Consider the following 16,750-nt stretch of genomic DNA (forward strand, 5'->3'; position numbering starts at 1 on the left):
CACCGGCTAAAGGCGCTGGCCGCTCGTGAGGCGGGCGGCCACGGCCGGGCCGAGACGGCGGGAGCGCACCACGGCCCGGGCGTCGTGCACGACCCCGCGCATCGGGCCGAGCCGGTCGCGGACGGCCAGGCGGGCCCGCGCCACCCGGTCGGCGGGCGTCGGCACCCCGGTGGTGGCGGGCGGATAGCCGAAGCGGGCCAGCCGGTCGCCGAACAGCGCCTCGCACCGCGCGACCTCGGCCGGCGTGAGGCGGTGCTCCCAGCTGCGCACCCGCGAGGTCGTCACGCTCTCGCGCGTACGCGTGTGCCAGGTCTTGTAATCGGGAACGGCGACCGCCGCGACCTCCTGGGGCCGCACCATCGCCGCGTCGTACTCCTCGCCGAGGAAGTCGCACAGCGCGCGCAGGTGGGTCGCCGGATCCGCCACCAGATCCTCGTAACGCACCATGTGGTAGACGTCCGGCCGGTAGCGGCGGGCCGCCCGCAGCGACGCGTCGGCGGCCCGTGCCCACCGGTCGATCAGGTCGTCGAGGCCGGCCGAGCACCACGCCGCCTCCTTGAGCGAGGCCACGCAGTCGCGCCCGTCGCGCATGATGTTCACGATCTGCGCGTCCGGGAAGAGCCGGAGCAGCTCGGGCAGGTGCCGCAGGTACGCCGGCCGTTTGTCGCCCCAGCGCGGCTTGCCGAACCGCTCGGCGTAGAGCCGGAAGACCGTGCCGATCGCCGAGCCGAGCGTGGGCGGCGCGCCGATCACCGCGTCGATCACCCGCTGCGCGTCGAGGCCGAGGTCGGCGAACTGCCGGGTGCCGATCATCCAGCGGGCCAGCTCGCGCCGGTTCCCGGCCACGCGGAGGTCGCCGAGCTCGTGCCGGCGCCGGTAGGCCGGCAGCACGAAGCGGTTCTCCGGCGGGATGGCGATGCGCGGGTGGGCGTGCAGCATGAGCTGGAGCATGGTGGTGCCCGACCGCGGGCAGCCCACCACGAAGATCGGTCGATCCGTGGGCACGACGCCATCGAATCACCGCACCTGGTGCTTACCGCCCTATTCGGGCAAACGTGAAATCACGATCCGGCAACGGCGGCGCGCAGCGCATTCAGCTCGGCGGCGTCCACCCCGTACGGCGTGTAGAAGGAGAGCCGGTCGATCAGGTCGCCGAAGCGCTCCCGCAGGCCCTTCGCGACGTCGCCGCCGACGGCGAAGGTGTCGAGCACGTCGTCGGTGATCAGGCCGGCCATCTCGGCCCAGGCCTGGCGGCGGGAGAGCCCGTTGAGCCGGTCGGCCAGCTCGCCCCAGCCGTGCAGCTCGAGCACGGGCCGGTAGGCGGGCGTCGAGGCGTAGAACGCGATCTGCCCGCGCACCGCGGCCTCGGCCTGCGCCCGCGCCTTCTCGTCGGCGCCGAGCACCACGAAGGCGGACAGCCCGAGCGTGAACCCGTCGAGGCCCCGGTCGCCGCGCGCCTCGCGCAGGATCGGCAGGGTGCGCTCGCGCAGGTAGGCGGGGCTGGTCAGCGGGTGCACGAGCAGCCCGTCCGCGGCGCGGCCGGCCACCGCGGTCATCCGCTCCCCCACGGCGGCGAGCAGGATCGGCGGATAGCCGTACGGGTTGGGTCCGGGGTTGAAGAAGTCGGTCATCAGCGTGTGCCGGTAGAACTCGCCGCGGAAGGCCAGCCGCTCGCCCGTGCGCCAGGCCTCCCAGATCGCCCGCACGGCCGCCACGAACTCGGCCATCCGCGCCGCGGGCCGGCCCCACGGCATCGCGAACCGCCGCTCGATGTGCGCCTGCACCTGCGAGCCGAGGCCGAGCTGGAACCGGCCGCCGGAGACCAGCTGGAGGTCGTTGGCGGCGATCGCGAGGCTCATCGGGTTGCGGGCGAAGGCGACCGCGATGCCCGACTGCAACGTGATCGTCTCGGTCGCCCGGGCCGCCAGGGTCAGCGACGAGAACACGTCGTGCCTGCTCTCGGCGGCGCCGAAGCCGTCGTACCCGTCCCGCTCGGCCCGGGCCGCGGCCCGCTCGACGTCCATCGGCGAGGCCGCGACGCCCGCGGCGAAGTCAACCAGCATCAGGAAGTCATAGCATGCCCGGCCGGCCGAGCCGGGCCAGCTCGGCGCGGGCGAAGGCGACCCGCGGCGTCTCCTCGCCCCCGGCGTACGCGATCTGGTCGGCCAGGTCGTGCGCGGCCTCCAGCCGGTGCCGGCGCAGCCGCCGCTCGCGCAGCCCGCCGGCCCGCCGGTAGCGGCGGCGCTGCTTCCAACCGCCGGCCAGGGCGTCCAGCTCGGCCTCGGTGAGCACCCCGGCGTCCACCTCGGGCGCCATCACCGCCCGCATGGCCGCGCGCTCGGGGCGGACGGTCAGGTGGAAGACGGCGACGACGGCCACGAACGCGGCCAGCGTGATGCCGGCGATCAGCAGGATGGTGAGCAGCCCGTTCCCGCCCGCGATCGCGACGTCGCTGTCCCACAGCCCGTGCAGCAGCATCGCGGTCAGCATCAGCGCGATGCCGAGCACGGGCCGGCGGCGCTGGGCGACCGTCCCGATCAGATAGACCAGCCCCGCCCCGAAGATCGCCGAGTAGAGGATGTGCGCCGTGAAGCCGGTCGCCAGCCGCAGCAGCACGGTGTTGAGGCTGGTCTGCAGCTGGTGCGAGCCGAACTGCTCGGGCGCCGAGTTGAGCGCGTAGAAGATGTCCTCGAGGATCTCGAAGCCGAGCCCGGCGAAGGCGCCGACGATAAAGCCGTCGTACGCGGTGCGGATCACCCGCGGGGCGAGGTACATCAGCAGCAGCACGCCGGCGCCCTTGCCGAGCTCCTCGAAGATCGGCGCGGACAGGGCGGCGCCCCAGTCGAGGCCGAAGGCCTGTCCGCCGAGCTTGGTGTAGAGGCCGATCAGCGCGGTGTTGCCGGAGAGCGCGATGGTCCAGGTCGCGCCGAACGCGCCCCAGACGAAGGCGGCGACGACCAGCGGGAGCGGCTGCCGCGAGTAGCGGTCGATGCGGGTGGTGAACCACCAGAACAGCGCGCCGTAGACGACGAAGATGACGGTGGCCGCGGCCAGCGCCGGGCCGTAGACCCGGACCTCGCCGTTGACGATGCCGAACGCGTTCCACAGCCCGTAGCCGACGATGCCCAGGTAGACCCAGAAGCAGGCGTTGCGCGGCTGCCAGAGGTGGAAACGGTTGCCCCAGCCGGTGGCGGCGATGGCTTCCGCGCGGGTGGCGGTCACGGCTGCACCTCCCGTACGGATCGGATCATCGCGAGCACTGCCGGCGGCACCGCGTCGTCGACCGTGGGCGGTCCCAGCACGACGATCTCGACCCCGGTGGTGCCGAAGACGTAGGCCGCGATCGCGCCGATCGACCCGTTGCCCTCGTAGCGGGCGATGACGCCCTGCTCGCCGGCGTCGTTGGTGATCGTGGCCGGCTCGCTGGTGACCCGCAGGCCGCCGTTGTCGCGCAGGCCCTCGTCGTTGCGGCGGATCTGCTCGAGCAGCTGCTCGGGCGAGCCCTGATAGGTGTCCGCGACGACCTGCAGACCGATTCCCTCGTACGTCACGACGGCCGTGTCCGGGTACCCCGCGGCGCCCGCCTGGCCCTGTCGCAGGCCGCGCACGAGGTTGGCGCCGACCGCCGGCACGAACTGCACCGCCGGGCCGACCTGCACGACGTCGCCGGGGCGGATCGGATCGTCCACCTTGACCGACTCGTTCGCGTACGGCAGAAGCCAGACCGCGATCGCGAAGAGCGCGACCACCACGCCCGCCGGAAGCAGCGTGCGCTTGTCGAGGCCGAGCCATCGGCGTTCGACGGGCACCCAGGTGTCCCGCCACCGTTCGGCGTCGTCGACCATGCCGGCCATCGGGTCAGCGCCGCGCACGCCGGTAGCGCCAGGCCATGACGCCGCCGATCGAGACGGCGGAGAGGATCGAGCCGACGCTGCAGAACGAGCCGATCGACCCGACCGAGGCCCACGAGCCGATCGACCCGATCGACAGCCCCGACCCGTTGGAGGCGATCGACAGCACGGAGTTCTTGGACCAGAGGCTGAGCACCGAGTTCTCGGACTTGTACGAGAGGATCGACCGGGCTTCATGCATGGTCATGAGCTTAGGGCGTTTCCGCGGCCCGGTCGTCCCGCGCATCGGGACCGGCCCGCCTTAACCTTCATTAAGTCCTTAACAGGCGCTAAGGTTTCTCCTGGCTCCTCGATCAGGCAGCCCTTCCCGCGCCTTCCGCGCCGGCCTCCACCCGTGCCCGCGCCTCGCGCCTCGCCTTGCCTGTCCTTTCCCTGGAGTCTCGCCGTGACCGCATCAACCCTGCGTACGCCCCTGCCCGCCCGGCGGTTGGCCGGCGTCGCCAGCTCGCCCGTACGCGACCTGCTCGCCCTGATCGACCGCCCCGGCGTCATCTCGTTCGCCGGCGGCCTGCCCGCGCCCGAGCTGTTCGACCTCGACGGCCTGCGGGCCGCGTTCGACCGGGTGCTGTCCACGCCCGACGGCCGGCGGCATCTGCAGTACGCGCCGACCGAGGGCAACGCGGATCTGCGAGCGCTGGTCGCCGCCCGGATGACCGCCCGGGGGCTGCCGACCGGCGCCGGCGACCTGCTGATCACGACCGGATCCCAGCAGGGGCTCACGCTGATCGCGGCCGCGCTGCTCGACCCGGGCGCGGTGGTGGCGGTCGAGGAGCCGACCTACCTGGCCGCCCTGCAGTGCTTCCAGCTGGCCGGGTGCCGGATCGTGCCGGTCGCCTCCGACCCCGACGGCGTCGACCCGGCCGCGCTGGCCTCGGTCTTCGCGACGGAGCGGCCCGCGCTGCTCTACCTGGTGCCGACCTTCGCCAACCCGACCGGGCGCACGCTTTCCCTCTCCCGCCGGGCCGAGGTGGCGGAGCTGGCCGCGGCGCACGGGGTGTGGGTGGTGGAGGACGACCCGTACGGCGAGCTGCGCTACCGCGGCGCCCCGGTGCCGCCGCTCGCCGCTCAGCCGGCGGCCCGGGAGAACGTGCTGCACCTCGGGAGCTTCTCCAAGGTGGCCGCGCCCGGGCTGCGGCTGGGATGGGTGCGCTCGCCGGCCGCGATCCGGCCCGCGCTTACCGTCGCCAAGCAGGCCGCCGACCTGCATACCTCCACCATCGACCAGGCCGCGGCGGCCGGCTATCTGGCGGACACCGACCTCGACGCCCATGTCCTCCAGCTGCGGCGGGCGTACGCGCAGAGACGTGACGCGATGATGGCGGCCATGCCGGAGACCGCGCCGCCCGGCAGCACCTGGACCGACCCCGACGGCGGCATGTTCACCTGGCTGCGACTGCCCGGCGACACCGACACCGCGGCGTTGCTGCCGGCGGGGCTGGCCCGCGACGTGGCGTTCGTGCCGGGCGCGCCCTTCTTCGCCGGCCACCCGGACACCGCGACCCTGCGCCTCTCGTTCACCACGCACACGCCGGCCGAGATCACCGAGGGCATGCGCCGGCTGGCCTCGGTCCTCAGAGGTTCATGAACCGGTTTCCGGGCCGCATGGCCCGCTCTCAGAGCCGCATGAACTCGTGGCAGCCGCGCAGCCTGGTCTCGAGCAGCGCGGCCGCCCGGTCGATGGTCAGGCGCAGGTCGGCCGGGACGGCCAGGCCGGCCGGGATCGGGCCGTGCGGGATCCGCTCCGGGTCGAGGCCGTCCCGGCGCGCCACCAGCACGCCCAGCTCGTACCGGCTGATCACGTCGGCGCCGGCCACGTTGAGCACCCCGGCGTAGCCGTTGACCGCCAGCTCCAGGACGGCGTCGGCGAGGTCGTCGACGTGGATCGGCTTGCGGATCTGGTCGGTGAACAGCAGGCCGCCGGCACGCCCGGCGACCAAATCGTGGGTGAGCCGCTCGTGGCCGCCGAGGCCGTGACCGACGATCAGCGAGGTGCGCACCACGGCCGCCCGCGGGTCGACGGCCCGGACCGCCGTCTCGCCGGCCGCCTTCGCCGCGCCGTACCGATAGATCGGGTCGGGCCGGGCGTCCTCGTCGTACGTGATCTCCTTGCCGGAGAAGACCGCCTCGCTGGAGAGGTGCACGAGCCGCGCGCCGTGGCGGACGGCGGCGACCGCGACGTGCGCGGCGCCGTCGGCGATGACCTGCCAATCGTCCCGGCCGGCCGCCGTGTGCACGACCACGCCCGGCCGGACCCGCGCGATCAGCTCGTCGACGGCGTCCCGGTCGCGGATGTCGAGCCGCTCCGCCGCGTCGGTCGCGTTCGTGAGATAGGTGCCGACGACGTCCCAGCCGGCCTTCGCCGCCCGCACCGCGGTCACCCGCCCGAAATGCCCGCTCGCCCCGGTGATCACCATCCGCTGACTCATGCCCGGCGACGATACCGGCCCTGTGGATGACGGGCGGAATTTGTCGTACCGGCCGCCTAGAGTCCGCCCCACCCAGTGACCGGGTGGGGAACAGTGACCGCCTCGGGAACAGTGACCGCTTCGGGAACAGCGACCGCTTCGGGAACAGCGACCGGCCGACCGAAAGCCATTACTCCAGCGCCGGCCCCGCGACGATCCGCACCGACCACTGCCGCGACCGCTGCTGATCGCAGGCGTACTGCACGGCCACCCCACCGGCCGCCACGCTCCCGCCCGCGATCGTCAGACAGCGGTGACTGCGGCCGTTCTCCAGCAGCGCCTGACCGGCCGGCACGGTCAGCAGCGCCCCCGCCGGCCTCCGCACCCGCCACTGCTGCGACGGGTCGGCGTTCGCGCACCGGAACTGCACGGCGAACCCGTTGTCCTCGACGCTGTCGCCGGCGACCGTCAGGCACCGGCCGCTGCGCACGTTCTCGATCAGGAACGTCCCCGCGCGCCCGACCGCCACGAACCGCCACCGGAACGATGCGTCCCGCCGGCACGGCTGCTGGATCACGATCGCGTTGTCGTCGAGGCCGCCTCCGGTGACCGTCAGGCACTGGCGGCTGTTCAGGTTGGCCAGCTGCAGGCCGAGCTGCACGAGACCGTCCCGCGGCGACGCCGCCCCGGCCAGGCTCGCCACCGTCGCGCCGGCCATGATCGAAACACCCACGCCTCGCCAGAACATCCGCCACCCCCATACGGCCGGACCGCCACCGCTAAGCTAGCGGCTTTCGACCGGTTTACCCGCATTTGTGGGCAATGAAAAGCGGCGCGTCGTGAGCTTTCGCCCGCGCCCCGCCGAGGGGCGGCGACTGAGTACCGTGATCGGGTGCGGGTGACGTTCGGTGTGCTGGGCCCGGTGGCGGCCTGGGACGAGACCGGCGCCCCGCTGGCGCTGCGAGGTCCGCGTCATCGCGCGGTCCTCGCGCGGCTGATAGCCGCCAACGGCCGGGTGGTCCCGCTCGGCGACCTGGTGGCGGACCTGTGGGTGGTCCCTCCCCCAGGGTCGATTGCCGCCGTACGGACGTTCATCGCGGCCCTGCGCAAGGCAATCGAGCCGGATCGGCCCCGCCGGGCGCCGGCCGCCACGCTGACGACCGAGGGCGCCGGGTACGCCCTGCGCACCGCCCCCGACAACGTCGACGCCTGGCGCTTCGAGGCAGCCGTCCGCACCGCCCGCGCCGCCGTCGGGCATCCGCCCTCCGCCGCGGGCACCACCTCCACCGCCAGCGCCGCCTCCACCGCCAGCGCAGCGTTCACCGCCGGTGCCACCTCTGCCGCGAGCGCCACCTCCGCCGCCTCCGCCCTCACCGAGGCGCTGTCCTGGTGGCGCGGTCCCGCCTACGCCGAGCTGGCCGGCGAGCCGTGGACCGCGGGCGAGCGCTCCCGCCTGGCCGAGCTCCGCCTGCAGGCCGCCGAGCTCCTCGCCGAGGCCCGCATCGCCGCCGGCCGCCCCGCCGAGGCGATCCCCGACCTCGACGCCCACGTGGCCGACCACCCGTGGCGTGAGCCCGCCTGGCGCCTGCTCGCCCTGGCCCTGCACCGCGCCGGCCGCCGTCCCGACGCGCTGGCCGTGCTGCGCCGCGCCCGGGCGCGCCTGGCCGGTGAGCTCGGCCTCGACCCCGGTGCGGAGCTGGCGCGTCTGGAGGCGGCCGTCCTCCGCGACGATCCAGCCCCGGATCCGGTCGCCCGGGTCTGGGCCGAGGCCGGCGCCGACCTCGAGCGGATCACGGTGGCCCGGACCCGGCTCGACTCGACGGTCCACCTGATGCGCGAACTGGCGGTCACCGGCGGCAGCGGGCTCGTCGCCGCGCGCCGGCACCGGGCCGCGGCGGTGGCCGCGGCCGAGGAGCTCGGCGACCCCGGCCTCGTCGCCCGTGTGGCCGGGGCCTACGACGTGCCGGCGGTCTGGACCCGGTCGGACGACCCGGCCCAGGCGGCGGCCATCGTCGCGGCCGCCGGCCGGGCTCTGCCGGCCACCCGGGGCGAGGCCCGGGCCCGGCTGCTGGCCACGATCGCGATCGAGTCCCGCGGGGCGGACGGCGGGCCGCACGCGCTCGGCTGCGCGCGGGAAGCGGTCGGCATCGCGCGGGAGCGGGGCGAACCGGGGTTGCTGGCGTTCGCGCTGAACGGCCTGTTCATGCAGACCGTCCACCGGACCGGACTGGCCCCGGAACGCGACCGCATCGGCGCCGAGCTGGTCGCGCTAGCGGGGCGGCACGGCCTGGTGACGTACGAGGTGCTGGGGCATTTGATCCGGATGCAGGCGCTCAGCGGGCTCGGTGACATGGGCGAGGCGGAGCGGCATGCGGACGCCGCCGATGAGCTGGCCGCGGCCCACGAGTTGCCGCTGGTGGCGGTGTTCACCGGGTGGCATCGGGCGCTGCGGGCCTCGCTGGCCGATCCGGAGGCCGGCGAGCGCGCCTATCGCACGGTGCCACTCGAGGGGGCCGGGATGCCCGGGCTGGAGAGCGGCTTGCGCGATCTGGCGCTGCTCACGCACCGGCTGCGGTGGGAGCTTCCGACCGGCGCCGAGGACGGCGGCGACTTCGGGCCGTACGAGCCGTGGGCGCGACCGGTGATGCTGCTCGGTGCGGGCCGGGACGAGGAGGCCCGGCGGGCGCTGCGGGAAGCGCCGGAGCCCCCGCACGACCTGCTCAGCGAGGCGATGTGGGCGCTGGTCGCACACGCTGCCCGGGCGTTGGGCGAGAGCGGTGACGATGTGCCGACCAAGAGCAGCGCGATGGCACCCGGCGACGACGGCGGGGTTGCGCCCGGCATGATCGTCGAGCGAGCCCGGGAAGCGTTGCGGCCGGCCGCCGGCGAGTGGGCCGGAGCCGGCAGCGGCCTGGTGACCCTGGGGCCGGTCGCCGGATATCTGCAGCCGTGACACTGGTGCCGCCCAAAGCCGCCGCCCAAAGCCGCCGGCCGAAGCCGCCGCTTAAAGCCGCCGGCCGAAGCCGCCGCCCAAAGCCGCCGCCCGGCGCTCAGATCAACGCCGGCTTCGGGATCTCCGACAGCCAATAGGCGGACGCCGTGCGGAAGTCCTCGTCGACCGGCAACGCCGCGTTCTCGACCGCCCGCCGCCAGGCCGCGGCGCGCGAGACGCGGGCCACGCGGAACGCCAGGGACGCTGAGCGGCGCAGGGTGGCGGGTGGCGCCACGTCGGTCCAGGGCTCGAGGTAGGCGTCCCGCAGGCGCAGCAGCTCGGGGGCCATCGGCTTCAGGTCGAGCATGGCCGCCGCGAAGCCGAGGGCCACCAGCAAGGAGCCGAACGGGTGGCCGACACTGGCATCGCCCCAGTCGAAGAAGACGAAGCCGCCGCCGGGGGCCGGGAAGACGTTGGCGTCGGTGAGGTCGTCGTGCTGCAGGGTCACGGGCACGGTGTCGGCGGCGAGCTCCGCGCACCAGTCGGCGAAGCCGGGCGCGGGCGAACGGTTCCGGTCCCGGATCCCAGGTTCATACCGCAATGAAGCCAGGACGTCGGCCGGCTTGCGCAGATCGGGCGTGCCGAGGGCCAGCATCGCGTCGCACCTCGGCTCGAGCGCGCGCTGCATCGACGCGTACGTCTGCAGCATGGCGGTCCAGACCGTGAGTTGATCGCCCGGCTTGATCCGATCGCGGATCGTGGGTCCGGCGTCCGCGGTGAGCAGCCAGCCGCGCGTGGTGTCGGCCGCGAGGGGCGCGAGGACCCGGCCGGGCAGCCAGCTCGCCAGCGCCGACGCGAGGCCGGCTTCGTAGGCGCAGGCGGGCGTGTTGGCCTTGAACCACCGCACCCCCTCCGAGGTGGACACGCGATGGGTGACCGACCAGGGGCGTACGCGCACCTCCTCGATGGGTCCGGCCGGCGGGGTGCCGAGGGCGGTCAGCCGCGCGGTGATCCAGTCGTGGGCGGACGAGCGCCACTGCGGAGAGGTCCAGTCGTTGGCACGCACGACGCTCAGCCTGCCACCAGCCGCAAGGTCTTGGGGCGCTGCGCGGCCAGCACGGCCTCGGTCGCGGCGTCGGCCGGGAGGTGGATCATCAGGCGCTGGCCGTCGTCCTCCGGCAGGATCAGGATTTCGTACGCCATGAGCAGCTCGCCGGCCCGCGGATGGTTCCAGCGCTGGACGCCGCCGCCCCGGGGCCGCTCCGGCAGCGAGCGGAGGCGTCGCTCGAAGGGCTCCCCCGCGGTGATCGTGAGCTCGTCGGCCAGCGCGGCCCGATGCCGGTCGACGTCGAACCGGCCCTGCCGGAGATCGGCCACCCGGGTGTCGGCCTCCCGGTCCCAGTCGGGGAACGTCGTGCGGGCGCGCCGGTCGGTGAAGACGTACCGGTTGAGGTTGGGCGGGTCGCCGTCGAGCAGCCCCGAGGAGGCGGCCAGCCAGGCGAAGCCGCTGGTCCAGGCGAGCAGGTCGCCGAGCGGGCTGACCAGTACGGCGGCCGACGGCTCGAGACGGACGAGGATGGCACGCACCCGGTCGCGGACCTCGCGGGCGGGACCGGGCGGCGGCCGGGAGCCGAGGCTCAGGCGGTACAGGTGCACCCGCTCGCTCGCGCTCAGCCGCAGGGCGCCGGCCAGCGCGGCCAGGACCGGCGCCGGCGGGCAGCGGTCGGCGCCCTGCTCGAGGCGGGTCAGCCGGTCGACGGTCAGCCCGGCCAGCGCCGCCACCTCGGCGCGCGGCAGCCCGGGCGTGCGACGCCGCCCGGCCGGCGAGATCGTCTCGCGGCGGCTGCGCAGGAACAGCCCCAGCTCATTGTCCGCCATCCATCGACGGTAACAATTCCTTCTCGTCCGATGCGGATTCGATCTCCGACCGGGCCGGCCGACTGTTCAAGAACTGACTGCCGAAAACCGCGCCGAGGACCAATGTTGTCGCAGGTCAATTCGGCAGGGGGCTTCAAAAATGTCTCACGTTTGCTTCTACGTTCCGGCCCACATCATCGATCACATCGCGAAGAACGCCCGGCAGCTCGGGCTCGACCCGGAGCCGGCCCAGCGCACCGCCGTCGCCGACCGGGCACAGCGGCAGAGCAGGAACGACAGCGCCGCGGCCGCCGGTTTCGCCGCCCTCACGCCGCCGCGGCCGGGAAAGGGCGACCGGCAGATCTTCGACGACGAGAACCAGTGGAACGTGGGCGTCACCCTCGTCCGCGGCGAAGGGGACGCCGCGGTCGCCGGCGCCAATGCGAACGCCGCCTATGACGGACTCGGCGCCACCCGCGACTTCTATCGCGACATTCTCGGCCGCGACTCGATCGACAATGCCGGCCTCACTCTGCTCGGCAATGTCAACTACGGCGTGCAGTACGACAACGCGTTCTGGGACGGCACCGAGATGGTGTTCGGCAACGGTGACGGGGTCATCTTCACCGACTTCACCAAGGACGTGGACGTGTGCGCGCACGAGCTCACGCACGGCGTCACCCAGTACACGGCGGGGCTGTACTACACCGACCAGCCGGGCGCGATGAACGAGGCGTTCTCCGACATCTTCGGTTCGTGCGTGGACCAGATGGTGCACAAGGTCGACGCCGGCGAGCACAACTGGCTCATCGGCGAGGAGGTCATGGCCGACCAGCTCTACGGCGAGGCGATCCGCTCGATGGCGCACCCGGGCACCGCGTACGACAACCCGGTGCTGGGCCGCGACCCGCAGGCCGCGGACATGTCCGGGTACGTGCCGGGCGGCGACCCGCACGTCAACTCCGGCATCATCAACCGGGCGTTCTACCTGACCGCGATCGAGCTCGGCACGTTCCCGGCCGCCCGCGTCTGGTTCAACACGCTGCTCAACCTGTGGCCGAACGCGCAGTTCGCCGATTGCGCCTACATCTGCGCCGAGCAGGCGCGCATCCTCGCCCGCGACGGCAAGGTCGGCCGCAACGCCGCCCAGACCGTGCGGGCCGCCTTCCACGAGGTCGGCGTCGTCTGACCGGCCGGGTCATCCTCCGGCGGGGGCGGTCCAGGTCACCTCGCAGTCGTCGCAGGCCCAGAGCACATGCCCGGGGCCGCGGCGGCGGCGGGGTACCGTCTTGGACAGGCGCGCGCCGCACGACCAGCAGTCGGTCTCGACGACCCGCTGATCCGGCGTCGTCTCGGAAATCGTCATCTCCCCCTCTTACCCTGGTGGCCGGCATGATCGAACATGTGCGAGCGGAGCTGCGGCGATCCGGCGGCTTCACGGGGCGGCCGGTGCACGTACGGGTGGACTCGGCCGACCTGCCCCCGGCCGACGCCGCCCGCCTGGTTCAGCTGGTCGCGTCGACCGATCTGTCCGTTCTGCGGGAGAGGCCGGTCAGCACGGCGGGGGCCGACCTGATGAGCTACGAGCTGACCGTCGAGCGCGGCGGCCACCGCTGGCACGGCACCGTCGGCGACCCGGACATCCCGCCGTCGCTGCGCCCGCTGCTTCAGTTCCTCACCCGATATTCGTAGGGCCCCAGCACCTCGCCACCGGCCTCGACCGGCGACGGGTTGTGGTTGATGATCGTGATCATGTCGCCGCGCCGGCACGCCTCGACGCCCGGCGGCAGGCCCGCCACGACCGGCTCGAGCCCGAGCCGGGCGGCGAGGTGGGCGGCCAGCGCCGTCCGGCCCGCCTCGCCGGCCAGGGTGGCCAGATGCCAGGCCTCCCCGGCGCCGTACGCGTGCCGGGTGAGCGCCGGCTCGCCGTCGGAGAAGGTCGCCTCCACCTGCGCGCCGTCCAGGGTCAGCACCTCGCGCAGGTGCTCGCCCGGGAAGCCCCAGGAGACGGCGGCCTCGGTGCCCTGCACGCCCTCGAAGTCGGTCACCGCCAGGCCGAGCACCGGCCCGAGGCGCCGGGTGAAGCCGCCGGGCAGGAAGCGGTCGCACTCGTCGACGACGTCCGTGAAGGCGGTGGTGAACAGGCAGCCGCCCTCCTCGACGAACCGGACAAGCGGGGTGGCGTCCCGCATCAGGTAGAGACTTGGCGCGACAATCAGGTCGTAGCCGTCCCCTCCGGGCGCGTCCGCGCCCGAAATTTCGGCATTTATGAGGTCGGCCGGGATGTTGAGCGCGTGGAAGGCGGCGTGCCACCCCCTCACCTGAGACAGATAGTCGAAGCGCGCCGGGTGATTCGCCTGGTCGAGCGCCCACTGGCAGTCCCAGGAGAGCACGATCGCGACCTTCGATCTCCCGGCCGGCGGCAGCGTGCCCAGCGACTTCAGCGCGGCCCCCAGCTCCGACACCTCCCGGAACGTACGCGTCTCCGGGCCCGCGTGCGGCAGCATCGCCGAGTGGAACTTCTCCGACCCCCGTGACGACTGCCGCCACTGGAAGAACATGATCCCGTCGGCCCCGCGCCCGACCGCCTGCATGCTCAGCGCCGCCATCTGGCCCGGCGCCTTGCGCGCGTTGTTGGGCCGCCAGTTGACCTGGTTCGCCGCCTGCTCCATGAGGATCCAGGGCGTGCCCGGCTTCAGCGACCGCATCAGGTCCCGCGCGAAGGCCGCCGGCCGGAACGACCCCGGGTCACGCGGGTCGGGATAGCTGTCGTCGGAGATCACGTCGAGCTCGGGCGCGAACGACCAGTAGTCGACGGGCGGGAACGCGCCCATCATGTTCGTGGTGATCGGCTGCGTGGCGCCGTACGAGCGGATGATCTGTTTCTCCATCCGCAGCAGCTCGAGCAGCATGTCGGAGCTGAACCGCCGGAAGTCGAGCAGCCCAGCCGGGTTCACGCTGGTCGGGGTGAGGCGCGGCGGCACGATCTCGTCGAACTCGGTGTAGCGCTGCGACCAGAACATCGTGCCCCACGCGTCGTTCAGCGCGTCGATCGTCCGGTAGCGGTCCCGCAGCCAGGAACGGAAGGCAACGGCGGCACCATCCGAGTAGTCGTACGTGACATGGCAGCCGAGCTCGTTGTTGATGTGCCACATCACCACGGCCGGGTGGTCCTGGTACCGCCGCACGGTGGCGTGGACCAGCTCGGAGGCGAGCCGCCGATAGTCGGGCGAGCTGGGCGCATAGTGCTGCCGGCTCCCCGGCCACAGCGTCGCGCCCTCCCGGGTCCGGGGGAGGATCCCCGGATATCGCGCCGTCGCCCACGGCGGCGGCGACGCGGTGCCGGTGGCCAGGTCGACCGCGATCCCGCCCTCGTGCAGCAGGTCGAGGACCCGGTCGAGCCACGCGTAGTCGAACTCGCCCTCGCCGCGCTGGATCCGGGCCCAGGAGAAGACCCCGACCGTGGCCAGGTTGACCCCGGCCCGGCGCATCAGCTCGACGTCCTCGCGCCAGACGTCCTCGGGCCACTGCTCGGGGTTGTAGTCCCCGCCGTAGTAGATCGCCATAGGTTAGGTTAGCCTCACATAAGACGGAAGGAGCCGGGCTCGTGACCCAGACCGTAGTTGCCCCGCCCTGGCGGTTCTTCACCACCACCGTGCGGGAGGTGCGGCGGCTCAGCCCTAGCTTCGTGCGCGTCACGCTCACCGGCGACGATCTCCACCACTTCGCCGACAACGGGTTCGACCAGCGCATCAAGCTCATCCCGCCGCTGCCCGGCTGCGGTCACGAGCATCTGCCGACCGGCGCCGACTGGTACACCGAGTGGCGGAACCTGCCCGACGAGCGGCGCAACCCCATCCGTACCTACACCGTCCGCGCCGTGCGTGCCGAGCTGCGCGAGGTCGACGTCGACATGGTTCTGCACGGCGTGCACGGCCCGGCGTCGCGGTGGGCGTCGCAGGCCGTTCCGGGTTCGACCGCCTGCATCATGGGCCCGAACGCGCAGCACGACGGCGTGCACGGCGGCCTCGACTTCCGGCCGCCGGCCCGCACCGAGTGCCTGCTGCTGGGCGGCGACGAGACGGCGGTGCCGGCGATCTCGTCGATCCTCGCCTGCCTGCCCGTGGACGCGTCCGGCGAGGCGCTGCTCGAGGTGCCCTGCTCCGGTGACCGGCTTGATCTCGTCGCGCCTCCCGGCGTACGGATCACCTGGCTGCCCCGCGACGCGAAGGCGCACGGCGAGCTGCTCGTCCCGGCGATGCGCTCCGCGACCCGGCGGCTGCTCGGCCGTGTCGCGGCGGGCCCCGCGGCCGATCTCGAGGACGTGGACGTGGACAACGACATCCTCTGGGAGGTGCCGGAGCCGGTGACCGACGTCAGCCGGTTCTACGCCTGGCTGGCCGGCGAGGCCGCGGTCATCAAGACCCTGCGCCGCCACCTGGTCGCCGAGTGCGGCGTCGACCGCCGCTCGGTGGCGTTCATGGGTTACTGGCGGCTCGGCCGGGCCGAGGACAATTGACGTTGATGGCGCCCGTCCGCCCGTAGCGCCTTGCTCGGCCCTCCCGGCGGTTCTCGACCGACGTCCTTGCCGGGACGCTGCGCTCGCTGCCGCCGCGGCACCGCAACGCGACCGCACCCGGACGCCCGGCGATCGCAACCGGGAAAACATCGGCTCGCCGGTTCCGCGCCCGATACCTAGGGCGCACGTCCTGTGGCCGACAAGCGGCTGCCGGGGAGGGACATCCGGGGAGTCACGCATGCCGACCATCTACGCGATCGCCGCCTACTTGCGTGCCCGGGTCCGGAACGACGACGGCGTCACGGCGGTCGAGTACGGCCTGCTCGTCTCGCTGCTCGCCGTAGCGTTCGTCGCCGGCGTCTCCTTGTTCGGCAGCCAGATCACCAGCGCCGTCGGCGCCTTGGTCGCCAAGTTCTGACGCACCGTAGCCGACGCAAAAAGGCCCGCCCCGATCATCGGGGCGGGCCTTTTCTTCACGTTGAGTCCGGCGGCGTCCTACTCTCCCACACCCTCCCGAGTGCAGTACCATCGGCGCTGGAGGGCTTAGCTTCCGGGTTCGGAATGAGACCGGGCGTTTCCCCTCCGCTATGACCACCGAAACAGCTGCCAGCATGCACGAGTCAACCGTGAATGGTTGTTCGTTTGCTGTGAATCACACAGTGGACGCGTTGAGCATAAAGTTTAGGTGTGGTTAAGCCCTCGGCTTATTAGTACCGGTCAACTGAACCAGTTACCTGGCTTACATTTCCGGCCTATCAACCCAGTCGTCTGGCTGGGAGCCTTACCCCCTCAAGGGGGTGGGATACCTCATCTCGAAGCGAGCTTCCCGCTTAGATGCTTTCAGCGGTTATCCCTTCCGAACGTAGCTAACCAGCCGTGCCCCTGGCGGGACAACTGGCACACCAGAGGTTCGTCCGTCCCGGTCCTCTCGTACTAGGGACAGCCCTTCTCAAGTATCCAACGCGCACGGCGGATAGGGACCGAACTGTCTCACGACGTTCTAAACCCAGCTCGCGTACCGCTTTAATGGGCGAACAGCCCAACCCTTGGGACCTGCTACAGCCCCAGGATGCGACGAGCCGACATCGAGGTGCCAAACCATCCCGTCGATATGGACTCTTGGGGA

Annotated in this window: 17 protein-coding genes and 2 rRNA genes (1 of these 19 cut by a window edge); 6 read left to right on the plus strand and 13 right to left on the minus strand. The window is 72.7% G+C overall.

What is annotated here, in order from left to right; genetic code table 11:
* Positions 1 to 6: 6 nt before the first annotated feature.
* The 5 genes from ACQP2F_RS24800 to ACQP2F_RS24820 are packed head-to-tail and all read right to left on the minus strand — an operon-like array spanning position 7 to position 4,092.
* A complete protein-coding gene (locus ACQP2F_RS24800; protein ID WP_433291174.1) occupies positions 7 to 1,005 on the minus strand; it encodes a sulfotransferase family protein in 999 nt (332 codons plus the stop codon).
* A gap of 56 nt (positions 1,006 to 1,061) precedes the next feature.
* Entirely contained in the window at positions 1,062 to 2,063 is a 1,002-nt protein-coding gene (locus tag ACQP2F_RS24805; RefSeq protein WP_433291177.1) for a TIGR03617 family F420-dependent LLM class oxidoreductase, read from the minus strand.
* 7 nt (positions 2,064 to 2,070) lie between these two features.
* Positions 2,071 to 3,222, minus strand: a complete 1,152-nt coding sequence (locus ACQP2F_RS24810) for a PrsW family intramembrane metalloprotease (RefSeq protein WP_433291179.1) — start codon at positions 3,220 to 3,222, stop codon at positions 2,071 to 2,073.
* Complete coding sequence (locus ACQP2F_RS24815; protein WP_433291181.1) at positions 3,219 to 3,872, minus strand: hypothetical protein; 654 nt, start codon at positions 3,870 to 3,872, stop codon at positions 3,219 to 3,221. The genes ACQP2F_RS24810 and ACQP2F_RS24815 overlap by 4 nt, the downstream gene beginning before the upstream one ends.
* Entirely contained in the window at positions 3,859 to 4,092 is a 234-nt protein-coding gene (locus ACQP2F_RS24820; protein WP_433291183.1) for a hypothetical protein, read from the minus strand. Before ACQP2F_RS24820 ends, ACQP2F_RS24815 begins: the two co-directional genes overlap by 14 nt.
* Before the next feature lie 204 nt (positions 4,093 to 4,296).
* Between ACQP2F_RS24820 and ACQP2F_RS24825 the strand changes: the two genes are divergently transcribed.
* A complete protein-coding gene (locus ACQP2F_RS24825) occupies positions 4,297 to 5,496 on the plus strand; it encodes a PLP-dependent aminotransferase family protein (protein WP_433291185.1) in 1,200 nt (399 codons plus the stop codon).
* Between the two features lie 28 nt (positions 5,497 to 5,524).
* Here ACQP2F_RS24825 and ACQP2F_RS24830 read toward each other — a convergent pair whose 3' ends face one another.
* Both ACQP2F_RS24830 and ACQP2F_RS24835 read right to left on the minus strand, forming a co-directional pair.
* Positions 5,525 to 6,337 carry an SDR family oxidoreductase gene (locus tag ACQP2F_RS24830; RefSeq protein WP_433291187.1) on the minus strand — a complete coding sequence of 271 codons (813 nt, stop codon included), beginning with the start codon at positions 6,335 to 6,337 and terminating at the stop codon, positions 5,525 to 5,527.
* Positions 6,338 to 6,506: 169 nt separating this feature from the next.
* Complete coding sequence (locus ACQP2F_RS24835; RefSeq protein ID WP_433291189.1) at positions 6,507 to 7,049, minus strand: RICIN domain-containing protein; 543 nt, start codon at positions 7,047 to 7,049, stop codon at positions 6,507 to 6,509.
* A gap of 159 nt (positions 7,050 to 7,208) precedes the next feature.
* On the opposite strand from ACQP2F_RS24835, the gene ACQP2F_RS24840 reads away from it, so the two are divergent.
* Positions 7,209 to 9,269, plus strand: a complete 2,061-nt coding sequence (locus tag ACQP2F_RS24840) for a BTAD domain-containing putative transcriptional regulator (protein WP_433291191.1) — start codon at positions 7,209 to 7,211, stop codon at positions 9,267 to 9,269.
* Between the two features lie 97 nt (positions 9,270 to 9,366).
* Here the strand turns inward: ACQP2F_RS24840 and ACQP2F_RS24845 are convergent, their stop codons facing one another.
* Positions 9,367 to 10,314, minus strand: coding sequence for a phosphotransferase (locus ACQP2F_RS24845; RefSeq protein WP_433291193.1), 948 nt, complete (start codon positions 10,312 to 10,314; stop codon positions 9,367 to 9,369).
* A 5-nt stretch (positions 10,315 to 10,319) separates the two neighbouring features.
* A complete protein-coding gene (locus ACQP2F_RS24850) occupies positions 10,320 to 11,126 on the minus strand; it encodes a helix-turn-helix domain-containing protein (protein WP_433291195.1) in 807 nt (268 codons plus the stop codon).
* Positions 11,127 to 11,265: 139 nt separating this feature from the next.
* Between ACQP2F_RS24850 and ACQP2F_RS24855 the strand changes: the two genes are divergently transcribed.
* Positions 11,266 to 12,294: a M4 family metallopeptidase gene (locus ACQP2F_RS24855; RefSeq protein WP_433291197.1), complete on the plus strand. Its 1,029-nt coding sequence runs from the start codon at positions 11,266 to 11,268 to the stop codon at positions 12,292 to 12,294.
* A gap of 9 nt (positions 12,295 to 12,303) precedes the next feature.
* Here the strand turns inward: ACQP2F_RS24855 and ACQP2F_RS24860 are convergent, their stop codons facing one another.
* Entirely contained in the window at positions 12,304 to 12,471 is a 168-nt protein-coding gene (locus ACQP2F_RS24860) for a hypothetical protein (protein ID WP_433291199.1), read from the minus strand.
* Between the two features lie 26 nt (positions 12,472 to 12,497).
* Between ACQP2F_RS24860 and ACQP2F_RS24865 the strand changes: the two genes are divergently transcribed.
* A complete protein-coding gene (locus ACQP2F_RS24865) occupies positions 12,498 to 12,797 on the plus strand; it encodes a protealysin inhibitor emfourin (protein ID WP_433291201.1) in 300 nt (99 codons plus the stop codon).
* Here ACQP2F_RS24865 and ACQP2F_RS24870 read toward each other — a convergent pair.
* Complete coding sequence (locus ACQP2F_RS24870) at positions 12,773 to 14,671, minus strand: beta-galactosidase (protein WP_433291203.1); 1,899 nt, start codon at positions 14,669 to 14,671, stop codon at positions 12,773 to 12,775. The genes ACQP2F_RS24865 and ACQP2F_RS24870 overlap by 25 nt on opposite strands.
* A 41-nt stretch (positions 14,672 to 14,712) precedes the next feature.
* Here ACQP2F_RS24870 and ACQP2F_RS24875 point away from each other — a divergent pair, with 41 nt between their 5' ends.
* Positions 14,713 to 15,624 carry a siderophore-interacting protein gene (locus ACQP2F_RS24875; RefSeq protein ID WP_433291205.1) on the plus strand — a complete coding sequence of 304 codons (912 nt, stop codon included), beginning with the start codon at positions 14,713 to 14,715 and terminating at the stop codon, positions 15,622 to 15,624.
* A 238-nt stretch (positions 15,625 to 15,862) separates the two neighbouring features.
* Complete coding sequence (locus ACQP2F_RS24880) at positions 15,863 to 16,042, plus strand: Flp family type IVb pilin (RefSeq protein WP_433291207.1); 180 nt, start codon at positions 15,863 to 15,865, stop codon at positions 16,040 to 16,042.
* Positions 16,043 to 16,106: 64 nt separating this feature from the next.
* Here the strand turns inward: ACQP2F_RS24880 and rrf are convergent.
* Positions 16,107 to 16,223, minus strand: a 5S ribosomal RNA gene (gene rrf / locus ACQP2F_RS24885).
* A gap of 88 nt (positions 16,224 to 16,311) precedes the next feature.
* Positions 16,312 to 16,750 (minus strand): 23S ribosomal RNA (locus tag ACQP2F_RS24890); it runs 2,674 nt beyond the window's last position.

The sequence above is a fragment of the Actinoplanes sp. CA-030573 genome (assembly GCF_050951115.1).
GTDB lineage: Bacteria > Actinomycetota > Actinomycetes > Mycobacteriales > Micromonosporaceae > Actinoplanes.

Excerpts from the sequence above, each read along its gene's own strand:
- ACQP2F_RS24805 (WP_433291177.1), bottom strand. The coding sequence starts at position 2,063 with ATGCTGGTTGACTTCGCCGCGGGCGTCGCGGCCTCGCCGATGGACGTC.
- ACQP2F_RS24880 (WP_433291207.1), top strand. The coding sequence starts at position 15,863 with ATGCCGACCATCTACGCGATCGCCGCCTACTTGCGTGCCCGGGTCCGG.
- ACQP2F_RS24865 (WP_433291201.1), top strand. The coding sequence starts at position 12,498 with ATGATCGAACATGTGCGAGCGGAGCTGCGGCGATCCGGCGGCTTCACG.
- ACQP2F_RS24830 (WP_433291187.1), bottom strand. The coding sequence starts at position 6,337 with ATGAGTCAGCGGATGGTGATCACCGGGGCGAGCGGGCATTTCGGGCGG.
- ACQP2F_RS24860 (WP_433291199.1), bottom strand. The coding sequence starts at position 12,471 with ATGACGATTTCCGAGACGACGCCGGATCAGCGGGTCGTCGAGACCGAC.
- ACQP2F_RS24870 (WP_433291203.1), bottom strand. The coding sequence starts at position 14,671 with ATGGCGATCTACTACGGCGGGGACTACAACCCCGAGCAGTGGCCCGAG.
- ACQP2F_RS24855 (WP_433291197.1), top strand. The coding sequence starts at position 11,266 with ATGTCTCACGTTTGCTTCTACGTTCCGGCCCACATCATCGATCACATC.
- ACQP2F_RS24850 (WP_433291195.1), bottom strand. The coding sequence starts at position 11,126 with ATGGCGGACAATGAGCTGGGGCTGTTCCTGCGCAGCCGCCGCGAGACG.
- ACQP2F_RS24820 (WP_433291183.1), bottom strand. The coding sequence starts at position 4,092 with ATGCATGAAGCCCGGTCGATCCTCTCGTACAAGTCCGAGAACTCGGTG.